The 11,485-nt window shown below is 28.8% G+C and carries 15 protein-coding genes; 11 read left to right on the forward strand and 4 right to left on the reverse strand.

Going from position 1 to position 11,485, the window contains the following annotated elements; all coding sequences use genetic code 11:
- Positions 1–3: 3 nt before the first annotated feature.
- Positions 4–198, reverse strand: a complete 195-nt coding sequence (locus tag HRT41_06830; protein ID NQY23731.1) for a malate dehydrogenase — start codon at positions 196–198, stop codon at positions 4–6.
- Positions 199–293: 95 nt separating this feature from the next.
- Here HRT41_06830 and HRT41_06835 point away from each other — a divergent pair, with 95 nt between their 5' ends.
- From HRT41_06835 to HRT41_06875, 9 genes are all read left to right on the forward strand, one after another.
- On the forward strand, positions 294–1,313 hold the full coding sequence (locus HRT41_06835) for an aldo/keto reductase (GenBank protein NQY23732.1): 1,020 nt from the start codon (positions 294–296) through the stop codon (positions 1,311–1,313).
- 398 nt (positions 1,314–1,711) lie between these two features.
- Complete coding sequence (locus HRT41_06840; GenBank protein NQY23733.1) at positions 1,712–1,852, forward strand: hypothetical protein; 141 nt, start codon at positions 1,712–1,714, stop codon at positions 1,850–1,852.
- A 48-nt stretch (positions 1,853–1,900) separates the two neighbouring features.
- Positions 1,901–2,674 (forward strand): SDR family NAD(P)-dependent oxidoreductase, encoded by a 774-nt coding sequence (locus tag HRT41_06845; protein ID NQY23734.1) that lies wholly within the window; start codon positions 1,901–1,903, stop codon positions 2,672–2,674.
- A gap of 8 nt (positions 2,675–2,682) precedes the next feature.
- Positions 2,683–3,111, forward strand: coding sequence for a gamma-glutamylcyclotransferase (locus HRT41_06850; protein NQY23735.1), 429 nt, complete (start codon positions 2,683–2,685; stop codon positions 3,109–3,111).
- 2 nt (positions 3,112–3,113) lie between these two features.
- Positions 3,114–3,845 carry an SDR family oxidoreductase gene (locus HRT41_06855; protein ID NQY23736.1) on the forward strand — a complete coding sequence of 244 codons (732 nt, stop codon included), beginning with the start codon at positions 3,114–3,116 and terminating at the stop codon, positions 3,843–3,845.
- 24 nt (positions 3,846–3,869) lie between these two features.
- Positions 3,870–4,304 carry a GNAT family N-acetyltransferase gene (locus HRT41_06860; protein NQY23737.1) on the forward strand — a complete coding sequence of 145 codons (435 nt, stop codon included), beginning with the start codon at positions 3,870–3,872 and terminating at the stop codon, positions 4,302–4,304.
- A gap of 37 nt (positions 4,305–4,341) precedes the next feature.
- The gene (locus HRT41_06865) at positions 4,342–4,713 is read left to right on the forward strand and encodes an MmcQ/YjbR family DNA-binding protein (protein ID NQY23738.1); all 372 of its coding nucleotides are present in this window, start codon (positions 4,342–4,344) and stop codon (positions 4,711–4,713) included.
- Positions 4,703–5,932 carry a DUF711 family protein gene (locus tag HRT41_06870; GenBank protein NQY23739.1) on the forward strand — a complete coding sequence of 410 codons (1,230 nt, stop codon included), beginning with the start codon at positions 4,703–4,705 and terminating at the stop codon, positions 5,930–5,932. The genes HRT41_06865 and HRT41_06870 overlap by 11 nt, the downstream gene beginning before the upstream one ends.
- A gap of 22 nt (positions 5,933–5,954) precedes the next feature.
- Positions 5,955–6,704 carry a metallophosphoesterase family protein gene (locus HRT41_06875; protein NQY23740.1) on the forward strand — a complete coding sequence of 250 codons (750 nt, stop codon included), beginning with the start codon at positions 5,955–5,957 and terminating at the stop codon, positions 6,702–6,704.
- Positions 6,705–6,720: 16 nt separating this feature from the next.
- Here HRT41_06875 and HRT41_06880 read toward each other — a convergent pair whose 3' ends face one another.
- On the reverse strand, positions 6,721–7,941 hold the full coding sequence (locus tag HRT41_06880) for a molybdopterin molybdotransferase MoeA (protein ID NQY23741.1): 1,221 nt from the start codon (positions 7,939–7,941) through the stop codon (positions 6,721–6,723).
- 102 nt (positions 7,942–8,043) lie between these two features.
- Positions 8,044–8,289: a hypothetical protein gene (locus HRT41_06885; GenBank protein ID NQY23742.1), complete on the reverse strand. Its 246-nt coding sequence runs from the start codon at positions 8,287–8,289 to the stop codon at positions 8,044–8,046.
- 249 nt (positions 8,290–8,538) lie between these two features.
- Between HRT41_06885 and HRT41_06890 the strand changes: the two genes are divergently transcribed.
- Positions 8,539–9,480: a hypothetical protein gene (locus HRT41_06890; protein ID NQY23743.1), complete on the forward strand. Its 942-nt coding sequence runs from the start codon at positions 8,539–8,541 to the stop codon at positions 9,478–9,480.
- 22 nt (positions 9,481–9,502) lie between these two features.
- Here the strand turns inward: HRT41_06890 and HRT41_06895 are convergent, their stop codons facing one another.
- Complete coding sequence (locus tag HRT41_06895) at positions 9,503–10,351, reverse strand: universal stress protein (GenBank protein ID NQY23744.1); 849 nt, start codon at positions 10,349–10,351, stop codon at positions 9,503–9,505.
- A 224-nt stretch (positions 10,352–10,575) separates the two neighbouring features.
- On the opposite strand from HRT41_06895, the gene HRT41_06900 reads away from it, so the two are divergent.
- On the forward strand, positions 10,576–11,481 hold the full coding sequence (locus HRT41_06900; protein NQY23745.1) for a DMT family transporter: 906 nt from the start codon (positions 10,576–10,578) through the stop codon (positions 11,479–11,481).
- The last annotated feature ends 4 nt before the right edge of the window (positions 11,482–11,485 follow it).

Raw genomic sequence — 11,485 nt, forward strand, 5'->3', positions numbered from 1 at the left:
TAATTATTTTGGGTTTAAGAGGGCTTTTATTTTTTTAGGTAGATGGGCAAAAACCAATTGTTCGTTTTTTTGTAAAACACCATTTTCTTTTACTTCTAATTCTACACACATTTTATCTTTTCTAAATGTTAGAATTTTATATTCTTTTGTTTCTTTTGTAAAACAAATATTTTTATTTATTAAATTTATTATTTTCATAAGAAATTATAATCAAATAGTCTTATTTTTTGTTTACTTTAAACTTTAAGTGATAAAATTATTCAGATTATAATTTACAATATAAAGGTTAAAGAATGACACACAGATATATTGGAAAAACAGGACTACGAGTTAGTCCTATTTGTTTAGGAACTATGACCTTTGGTTCATGGACTTCTAAAAAAGAAGCTTTTAAAATAATGGATAAAGCCTATGATGAGGGTATTAATTTTTTTGATACTGCAGAACTATACCCTGTACCTCCCAAAGCAGAAATGCAAGGCGTAACAGAAGAAATTGTAGGAGAGTGGTTAAAAACAAAACCCAGAGATTCTATTATTTTAGCATCAAAAGTAGCAGGAGCAGCTTCAGGATGGTTTGTTCCACCTACAAGACATGGTCTTACTGCCATTGATTCTTTTCATATTAAAAAAGGTATTGAAACATCTCTAAAAAAACTTGATACTCCTTATTTAGATTTATATTATATGCATTGGCCTGATGCTATTGTGCCTATTGAAGAGAGCTTAAAAGCCTTTGATGCTTTAGTAAAAGAAGGAAAAGTTAGATACATAGCTTCTTCAAATGATACAGCTTATGGTTTAAGCAAAGCCACTGAAACATCAAAACACAGAAATTTAGCACGTTTTGAAGGGATTCAAAATAATTTTTCTTTGGTTAATCCACGTGCATTAGATGAAATAGCTGAAGTTTGTAAAAAAGAACAAATTTCACTTCTTCCTTATTCTCCCATGGGTGGAGGAATGTTAAGTGGAAAGTATAATAATGGATTATATTCAAAAGATTCTAGGTTTGGTGAATATTTAGCAAATAAAAACCCTCGTGTTCAGGAGATGGCTAAACGTTTTGTAAATGAGAAGTCTATCGCTGCTTGTAAAGAATATGTTATTTTAGCAAAAGAGCTTGGAATCTCGCCTGTTACATTAGCTATTGCTTGGTCAAAAAACTTTGATTTTGTAGCTTCTACTATTATAGGTGCAAGAAGGATTGAGCAATTAGATGAATCCTTAGCAGCCATGAGTTTGGAACTTTCGGCTGAAACTATGGCTAAAATTGCAACAATACAAAATAAAATTATGTACCCCCTAGGTTAAAATTTTTAAAAGTGAATCTATAAACAAAAAATAATAACTTAAAAAATAAGAAGTAATCAAAGCATATAGAGAAAAATAAGGTAAATTTTAGGAATTAATCTGAAATGCTACCTTTATGCTATTTTTACTTGTTACACTTATTTGTCAACGGATAATTAAAGGATTGACCAAAAACTTACGAAACAAAAATTTTAGAATATTTTATGTGTCATTATTTTGTTTCAACAACGAATTTTTGAATATTTTGGCTGGTATTCAAATCTTCATTCCCTACTAAACTCTTAATTATAAACAAAAATCATTTTTTATTTATTGTTACTTATTCACTTATGTATATTTCATAGCTATTTCTAAAGATGTTTTAAGTATTATAACTCTTAGAAAAACAAGGATAATATATGATAACAAGAGTGTTTTTAACGAAAGAACAATACGATAAAGAAGTAAAAAAAGGCGATATGCCTCATAAAACATACGAAGAATATTTAAAAGCAGCTAATGAACTATTTGATGAATTAGATTTAGATACTGAAGATTAAAATATAACATAGATTATTAGGTGTACTGTATATATAAAAAGGAAAAACATGACAAATTATATTAAAAATAAAACAGCTCTAATTACAGGGGCAAGTGCAGGAATGGGAAAACAATTTGCCATAGATTTAGCAAACTTAGGACTTAACTTGGTACTTGTTGGACGTAATGAAAGTAAACTAGAAGAAGTTAAAAATGAAATAAATAAAACTTGTGATGTGCTTATTACTTTAATTACTTTTGATGTAAGAAATAAAGAAGATGTGAATGCTTCTTTAGAAAACTTACTTAAAAATACCACTGTTGATATTTTAATTAATAATGCAGGTTTAGCTTTAGGGTTAGACCCCTTAGATCAAGGTGATTTAGATCAATGGGAAAATATGATTGATACTAATATCAAGGGTTTATTATATGTAAGTAGAGCTATTATTCCACAAATGAGAAAGCTTGAAACAGCTCATATTGTAAATATAGGTTCAGTAGCTGGAAAAATATCTTATCCTAATGGAAATGTATATTGTGCTACTAAAGCAGCTGTTCACTCACTTGGGGATTCTATGAATATTGATTTATATGGAACAAATGTTAAAGTTACCACGCTAGCACCAGGAGCTGTTAAAACAAACTTTTCAAAGGTGCGTTTTGAGGGAGATGAAGATAAGAGCGATACTGTTTATGAAGGTTTTACGCCTTTAAGTGCAGAAGATGTCTCTTCTGTACTAATAAGTATTTTAAACACACCTAAACACGTAAATATTCAATACCTAGATTTAATGCCAACAGCACAAAGAAACCCGTATATGTTATACAGAGATAAATAAGGCTTAAAATGGATAATTCAGAAAATAGATTAGTAGATGTATTTTTTTATGGTTTGTATATGGATGAAGAAATTCTTCTAAAAAAAGGTGTGAAAATAAGAAATCAACGAAAAGCATATGTAAAAGACTTTGTTTTAAGAGTTGGTAAAATGGCTACATTATTAAGAGCTGAACAAAAAGAAGCTCATGGTTTAGTATATGAACTTACACATAAAGAAATTGATATTTTATACAAAGATTCTGGATTAATTGAGTATGTAGGTGAAGCCATTTTATTGCACGTTGAAAACAAAAGTATTACTGCTTTAGTATGTAACTTACTTGTTCCACCTTTAAAAGATGATAAAAATGAGCAATATGTAGAAAAACTTCTTGTTTGTATGAATAAATATAAATTACCTTTACCAACAGAGTACCAGTTAAACAAAAAAGGCTAATTATGAATAAAATTGTTTTAGTAACAGGTGGAAGTAGGGGCATTGGAGCTGCTACATCACGGCACTTAGCGCAAGAAGGGTATTGGGTTTGTATTAATTATTTGCAAAATGAAGAAGCTGCTTTGGAATTAGTAGCTCTTATTGGAAGTGAAGGCGGTGAAGCCATTGCTGTTCAAGCAGATGTTTCTATAGAAGAAGAGGTAAAACGTTTATTTGAAACGATTGATGAAATATATGGTCCCATAACACACTTAGTTAATAATGCAGGTATTATTATGCCTCAAGCTAAACTATTGGATATGGATGCCACAAGAATTAATAAAGTTCTTAATACAAATGTCACTTCTTGTTTTTTATGTTGCAAAGAAGCCTTAAAACGTATGAAAGAAGGATGTGCAATTGTAAATGTCTCTTCAATGGCAGCCAAACTAGGTTCTGCTAATGAATACATAGATTATGCTGCTTCAAAAGGTGCAATTGATAGTTTAACTATAGGTTTAGCAAAAGAAGTAGCCCACTTGAATATCAGAGTAAATGCAGTACGACCAGGACTTATTTATACCGATATTCATAAAAGTGCAGGAGAAGAAAACAGAGTCGAGCGCTTAAAAGATTCTGTTCCCTTAAAACGAGGGGGAGAACCTTACGAAGTAGCTAGTGCAATTGCTTATTTATTAAGTGAAGAAGCTTCATACAGTACAGGAATATTTATTGATGTTTCTGGTGGAAGATAAAACTATATATCAAAGGATGAGTATATGAAAATAAGAGAAGCTAAACAAAAAGATGCAAAAATCATTGAACAAATTTTAAAATCCAATGCTTTACCTTCCGAAGATTTTGAAGCACACTTAAATAATTTTTATCTATATGAAGATAAAAATAAGATTGTAGGACTTGCTGGTTATGAGTTATGTGGTTCATATGCTTTGTTGCGCTCTTTTGCTGTACTTGATGAGTACAAAGGTTTAGGCTTAGCAAGAAAATTATATGAGGCCTTAAAAAACAAAGCCAAAAAAGAAGAAATAAATAGCTTCTATTTATTAACAGAAACAGCAAGTAAATATTTTGAAAAACTTGGTTTTGAGTATTTAGATAGAGAAAAAGCTCCCCTAAGTATAGAAAATACAGAACAATTTAAATCTATTTGCCCAAATAGTGCGCAATTAATGTATCTTGATTTACTAAGATAATCAATGTACGTAAATTGGCTAAAACAAAAGCTTGAAAATGCTTAAAAAACTTGAATCTTTTATCTTAAATAAAAAAGCAGTTACTCTTTCTTATCCTTTTGGGGAACAGGCAATGGTATTTAAACTTAATGGAAAAATGTTTGCCCTTATTGCTAAAAAAGAAAAGCCTTTACATCTAAGTTTAAAATGTGATCCTTTTGATGCGCTTTCTTATAGAGAAATATATGAAAGTGTTATTCCTGGCTATCATTTAAATAAAAAACATTGGAATACTATTTATGTTAATGGAGAAGTAAAAGAAGATATACTCTTTGAGATGATAAATGATTCATATGAACTAGTACTTCAAAAGTTTTCTAAAAAAATACAAAATGAAATAGAAAATAACAAGGATAATAATGTCTTATAAAAAAACGAAATATTGTAAAGTTAGAACGGTCACTACTTTTTTGACTTTATCTAAAGATAAAAAAACCTGGGAAAAAGAAATACAAAAAGCCTGTAATTTTTGTAAAGATTTAACAAAAAAGTTTGAAGCTAAAAATTATGAAGTACAATCAATAAGAATAGTTACGAATGCTTTTGGGGAGTATTTAGATACTTCTTCTTTAAAAAATGCGTCAAAAGACTTGCAAAGCATTAAAGATATTATTGATAAGATTTCTTTTGATGGTTTACGAATACGTTTTGCTATTGGGGAGGCTAAAACCTATGAAGAAATTGCTTTATTGCCCGAGCTTATAAGAGATTATGGGGATTTATGTAATGCTTGCGTGAATGTACCATCTAATGATTTGGGTATTTTAGACAATGAATTAATTGAGCATTGTGCAATTGCTGTTAACCGCATTTCAAAAATTACGCCAAGAGGGGAAGGAAATTTTAATTTTACGGTTAATTTTAATTGTGAAGAATTTATTCCTTATTTTCCAGCGTCTTATTTTAATTCTTCTTCAAAAAACTCCTATGTTATTGGTTTAGAAACACCTGATTTATTGGTAAAAGTTCTTAAAAATCTTGCTAAAAAACATTCTCATGTTTCTCATGCAGAATTTTTTGAAGAAGCCTATGCACGAATGTGTGAAGCTTTGCAATATCATGTAGATGAATTAAAAACAATTCTTGACACAAATACCAATGATGATTTTATTTTTGCAGGACTAGATTCTTCAGCAGCTCCTTCTAAAAATTGTTCTTCAATGGTTAAGGTATATAAATTGTTAGGGGTTAAACACTTTGGAATATCTGGAAGTATTGAAGTATCTTCTTTATTAACAAAAGTTTTTAAAAGTATTAAAAATATGCCACTTTTAGGCTTTTCTGGCTTAATGTTGGCTGTTATTGAAGATGAAGGTTTAGCAAAAGATATTACAAACAAAAAATATGACATCAGATCTTTATTGGCAAATTCAGCCGTTTGTGGAATAGGGCTTGATACTGTACCTATTCCAGGAGATACGCCTTTAGGAAAAATTTCTGCTTTAATGAGAGATACGGGAACCTTGGCTTTTAGATTAAACAAACCTTTAACCGTGCGACTTTTTCCTTATCCTACATTAAATGCAGGGGATATGACTGCGTATGAAAGTGATGATTTATGCAATTGTGCTGTTTTAGCAGTTCCCTAAAAAAAATAAAAAGAGAAAATAAATGAAAATTGCTATTTTATCCGATATTCATTCCAATGTATTCGCACTTGAAGCAGTTCTTGCAGATGCAAAAAGTAAAAATGTTGATATTTTAATTAATTTAGGAGATATTTTATATGGTCCTATTGCTCCCAAAGCTACGTATGAGCTTTTGAAAAAAAACAGATTTATTACAATAAGTGGCAATCAAGACAGACAAATAGTAGAAGCCTCACAAGAAGAAATAAAAGAGAATGCTACCTTAGCTTATATTTTAGAAGACTTGGGTTCTGAGGGCTTTAAATGGCTAAAGGAACTGCCTTTTGATACACAATTTAATGAAGATATTTACTTATGCCATGCTACTCCGAAAGATGATTTGACGTATTTGTTAGAAGATACACAAAGCGGTTATAATATTTTAAAAAACGATAAAGAAATTTTAAAATTACTTGGAAATAACAGCTCAAAGGTTATTTTGTGTGGACATACTCATATTCCAAGAAAGATATATTTAAGCACGGGTCAGCTTATCATTAATCCAGGAAGTGTCGGTTTGCAAGCATATAAAGACGATGAGCCATGGGTTCACTGCATGCAAAGAAAAACTCCTGAAGCTTCTTATGCTATTTTAGAGTATAAAAACAATACATATACAGCTGCTTTAATTAATGTTGTTTATAATTATTCTTTAGCAATAAACGAAGCTAAAAAAAGAAAAAGAGAAGATTGGATGCATTATTTAAAAACGGGAAAAGAGTACTTTGTATAAGTACTCTTAATAAAATTTATTTCAGCTCATTTAATAAAAGTATATCTACTAAATCATCTTTTTTAATATCATTCGAATCTTCATCTTGTATTAATAAAGCAGGATTTTGTAGCATATTGGTTAAAATTGCTGACGTTCCTGCTTTTTTCCCTTCAAAATCAATACTGTATTCATTGTTTTCATAATATACATTACACGCCGTAAAAATGGTTTTTTTCATTTTCATTTTATAATCTTCTTTAATTCGTGCTTTTACAAGAGGAAGTTTTTTATTTGATCCCAATAATTTATAAATCATAGGTAAAACATATAAAATAGCACAAACAGTTGAAGAATAAGCAAAGCCAGGCAAAGCAATGATTAACTTTTCATCTTTTACAGCAATTAATATATGCATACCTGGTTTAATAATCACTCCATGAAATAAAACTTTTGCATTTAATTTATCTTTAATAACATCTTGTACAAAATCATAATCTCCAACAGAAACTCCTCCTGTTGTTACTATGATATCTGCTTTTTTTAATCCCTCAAGCATTAAATTAGTAATTGAAGAAATATCGTCTTTTACAATTCCTAATTGTAATGTAGAAGCCCCTGCTGTCTGACATAAAGCTTCTATTGTTAAATGATTAGAGCTTCTAATTTGCGAATCATTTGTTTGTTTTTCCCCCAGGTCCAAAATTTCACTTCCCGTACTTGCAATCGCAACAATGGGCTTAGAAAAAACGCAAACCAAAGGAATATTTAAAGAAGCCATAACGCCAATTTCAGCAAAAGAAATAATGCTTCCTTTTTTAATTAAAATTTCATTCTTTTTATAGTTTTCTCCAATGTCTCTGTTTGCAAAACCTTTGGGTACTTTTTTATTAATAATAATAGTATTGTTTAGAACTTCTACATTTTCAATTGGAATTAAGGTATCTGCTCCTTGTGGCATAAGTGAGCCCGTAAAAGTTTTAATACAAAGACCTTCTTCAACGCTTGATTTACTAATGCTTCCAGCAGGTGTTTTATCAATAATTATAATACTTTGTTTATCTTGGTCACTGTATTTAATCGCATAACCATCCATTGCAGATGTTGGAAATTCTGGACTGTTATGATCTGCAATTATATCTTGAGCTAAAACGCGGCCTCTGGCATCTGAAATAAATAGTTTTTCAATTAAATTGTTTTTTAATGTAAGTGTATTTAAAATCTCTAAAGATTTTTTGTACGTTATAAAATCTCTCATTTTTATCCTTAAAGTATTTTGCATCAATAATAGGGCGAAATATGAAATATATTAGCACATAATTGTAAAATAAATAATTAAAAAATGAGTTTTTTTCTTTTCTTAGTTCGCGTTTTGCAGAATATAATCTTTATATTTACTGGCGGTATTATAAGATACTTTTGCATCTTTAGCAACTGAATAAACAGTGATTTTTGCATTTAAAAGTCTCATCATATTAATACTGTTTTCAATTTTCCTTTTAGCCGTCTCTTGCCTTGTTTTAGTAGCTTTTTTAGTAGCTTTTGTTTTTTTAAGTGTTTTACTGTTGTTTGCTTTTTCTTCTTCAATATGAAGTTTTTTATACAATTCTGCTTGGCCTTGGTTTTTACATAATTCTTGTAAAATTTTTAATTCAATGAGTGTAAGTGTAATTCTGATAATCTTTCCTTTAAAATGGACGCGAATTATAACACTTAAGGTTTAATTTTAAATAAATTTTGTTAAATAAATCAATCGTAACTAAGAAAATTATTAAAATGTTTTTTTAATATAAATTAATAATTAATATATAAATATAGAATGACTATTATTAGATACAAATAAAAAGGATCACTTATGTTTACTCATGATTTAAAAATAAGTATAAATGGTTTTGAAAAGAAAGAAGCGAAGGAATTGATTGATTCCTTGTTAGAAATTTTTGCATTATTTGTCAATTTAGACCTTCGACGGTTTTCAACATTAATTGTAAGCGATACTTTTGATGATGAAATAAGAAAAATTACTACAAGAAGCACTTTTGTAATGAAAAATACGTTTCTCCTAAATAACAATACTCATGCAATGGTATTAACGCTTGTCAAAGATGATACCTATGAGATGCTTCTTGTATTAAAAAGTTGTTTTGCTCTTAATTTAATAAGAAATGAAAAAAATCCTATTCGATACAAAGATGCAATTCATATTGTTCATCATGAATTTGCGCACATTCATGATATAAATAAAAAAATCGATGCAAAAAAAGATTTTTCTTTTTCAAAAAGTGTTGGTATTAAAAAAGTTTTTTATCCCATTGCAGAATTATGTTGGAGTGAGTATATTGCCAATTATATTTCTTCTAAATCTGCAACAAAATCTAAATACCCTTTAATAATGGCTCAAAAATTAATTAAACTTATTAAAAACAATAATTTGGAACTTTTACTTAAAAAAGGAAAAAAAGACCTTAATGATGAAGTTCTTCAAAAGATTTCGGAAGAAGTAAATGCTTTATTAAAAACATCTTCATATTTATTAGGATATTTACATGGCTTTAAAATTTCTTTATCTGAATTAGATCATAATCTTGCATTTGATTTAGAAAATTCATATTTCAAGGATACTTGGGATATTTTATCTTACGAATTTTATGCTATTAGAAAAAACTATCCAAAGTGTTTTTTTAAAGACAATACTTATGACTCTTTGTGTTTGGCAATAGAAAGTGCTTATAACAAAACAGGAATTCTTTTTTATGAAAAAGAAAACAAAAAGTATGAAGTCAAAGTATTGTATTAAAAGATAGTTTTTAAACTGTCTTTTAATGTGCCATAAAAATAGGAATAGTGGTATGCTCTAAAATATATTTAGTTGCTCCTCCAAACATTAGTTCTTTTAAACCTTTTCTTCCAAAAGCACCAGCAACTATTATGTCGAAGTTTCCTTCATTTGCATGGTTTAGTAAGGCTTGTCCAGGTATTCTTGTTGTTTCAATAATATTTGAAGTACTTTTAATACCATGGCATAATAAATAATCTTGAAGTTTTTCCATTTGATTAGAGTTTTTAATATATTCAATAGAAGTAACAATATGCACTTCTTTTGCATTTTTAAGTAAAGGAATACTTTGAGTTAAAGCTCTTGATGCTTCTGCTGAATTATTCCATCCAATTAATATTTTTTCATTTTTAAAACTTTTCATTACTCTTGGAAACATTAATACAGGTTTACCACTTTTTGTAATAGTTGTTTCAAATGTTGCAGTAATATTTCCATTAGGAGGAGAAGCAGCAATTACTAAATCACAAAACTTTGATTCTTCTTCTATTAATTTACTTCTGTATCCATTTCTAGCTATGAAAGAAGCACTTGCTTCATTGTCTAAAGCTTTTTCTGAGATACTTACTCCTATCTCTTCAGCAAGGGTTTTAACCAAATTTTGATGAATATGCAAACTTTCTTCTAATCTATTATGTGCAACGGCATTAAGTTCTTTTAAAAGTGTCTCCGGAAGATTTTCATCAAATTGCATAATTTCACTGGGTTTTGCAATGGATTGAAATATTTCTACATGAGCATTTAATTTTTTAGCAATTAATAAAGCACCATTGATTCGTGATTCTAATTCGTCTCCACCACCAATTGGGAAAAATAGTTTGTTGTAGTTCATAATATATCCTTAGTTTAGTCATAATGTTATAATGTTATGAAAGTGTATCTAAAACATTTTTAAAATAACAAGTCTTTACCTTGCATTGTTATGGAAAGTATTGTTCTGAACAAAAAAGTATTAAAATGAATATAATAAATTTTCTACGATAACTTAAGAATATTTATAACAATATTTAAGCAGTTTTAATAAAAAAAGTATTATGATAAGCAAAAAACATATATTTGATTTATGAGATAAGTGAGAAAGAATTGCAAAAATTAATTGAGAATAAAGTATTTATTTTAGGCTGTGTACTGTTGGTAGTTGTTTTGTGGGCAATGAATTTTGTTTTTATAAAGTTTGTTCTTCTGGAGTTTGATGTTTATACCGCTTTGTTTCTACGTCTGACACTGGTAGCCCTTGTACTGCTTCCTTTTGTAAAAGCCCCTAAGTTAGATGATTTACTAATGATATTTTTAACAGCTCTTGTACTTGTACCTGGGCATTATGGTTTATTGTTTTTATCTCTTAAACTTACGACTAATGTAGGGGTGATTTCTGTAGTGATGCAACTAGCCATTCCTTTTTCAATTTTATTGTCATGGTTTATTTTTAAAGATTCTCCAGGAAAGATGAAATTAACAGGTCTTTTTATTGCTTTTTCTGGAATTATTGTTTTGTTTTATGAACCAAGCATGTTTGATAATATCTGGGCATTATTAATTGGAACCGCTTCTGCTTTTTTTCTGGGTCTGTATTTTATCTTAGTAAAAAAAATTAAGCATTTATCTCCTTTTGGAATTATTGCATACACCTCTTTATTAGGACTACCTTTTTTATATATATTAATGCTAATGAATAATGAAAATTTTTCTTCTGTTTTAGCTATTGAAAATAATATTACATGGTTTTCTTTGTTGTTTACTGTTATTGGAAGTAGTATTATGGGTCATGGTTTATGGGCATGGTTGATTAAGTATCAAGATATTTCTTTTATTACACCTTTTTTATTATTAGTACCCGTCTTAGCTGTGATGATATCTTCAGTGGTTTTTAATGAAATACTTACTTTTGAATTTTTATTGATTTCTTCCGTGATAATCTTTGGAATATTTCTGGTTTTTATTGCAAAAAAAGAAAAAAAATAAATAT

The sequence above is a fragment of the Campylobacteraceae bacterium genome (genome assembly GCA_013215945.1).
Lineage (GTDB): Bacteria > Campylobacterota > Campylobacteria > Campylobacterales > Arcobacteraceae > NORP36.

Bases quoted from the DNA above. Each gene is read 5' to 3' on its own strand.
- HRT41_06830 (NQY23731.1), bottom strand. From the start codon at position 198: ATGAAAATAATAAATTTAATAAATAAAAATATTTGTTTTACAAAAGAA.
- HRT41_06835 (NQY23732.1), top strand. From the start codon at position 294: ATGACACACAGATATATTGGAAAAACAGGACTACGAGTTAGTCCTATT.
- HRT41_06840 (NQY23733.1), top strand. From the start codon at position 1,712: ATGATAACAAGAGTGTTTTTAACGAAAGAACAATACGATAAAGAAGTA.
- HRT41_06845 (NQY23734.1), top strand. From the start codon at position 1,901: ATGACAAATTATATTAAAAATAAAACAGCTCTAATTACAGGGGCAAGT.
- HRT41_06850 (NQY23735.1), top strand. From the start codon at position 2,683: ATGGATAATTCAGAAAATAGATTAGTAGATGTATTTTTTTATGGTTTG.
- HRT41_06855 (NQY23736.1), top strand. From the start codon at position 3,114: ATGAATAAAATTGTTTTAGTAACAGGTGGAAGTAGGGGCATTGGAGCT.
- HRT41_06860 (NQY23737.1), top strand. From the start codon at position 3,870: ATGAAAATAAGAGAAGCTAAACAAAAAGATGCAAAAATCATTGAACAA.
- HRT41_06865 (NQY23738.1), top strand. From the start codon at position 4,342: ATGCTTAAAAAACTTGAATCTTTTATCTTAAATAAAAAAGCAGTTACT.
- HRT41_06870 (NQY23739.1), top strand. From the start codon at position 4,703: ATGTCTTATAAAAAAACGAAATATTGTAAAGTTAGAACGGTCACTACT.
- HRT41_06875 (NQY23740.1), top strand. From the start codon at position 5,955: ATGAAAATTGCTATTTTATCCGATATTCATTCCAATGTATTCGCACTT.
- HRT41_06880 (NQY23741.1), bottom strand. From the start codon at position 7,941: ATGAGAGATTTTATAACGTACAAAAAATCTTTAGAGATTTTAAATACA.
- HRT41_06890 (NQY23743.1), top strand. From the start codon at position 8,539: ATGTTTACTCATGATTTAAAAATAAGTATAAATGGTTTTGAAAAGAAA.
- HRT41_06895 (NQY23744.1), bottom strand. From the start codon at position 10,351: ATGAACTACAACAAACTATTTTTCCCAATTGGTGGTGGAGACGAATTA.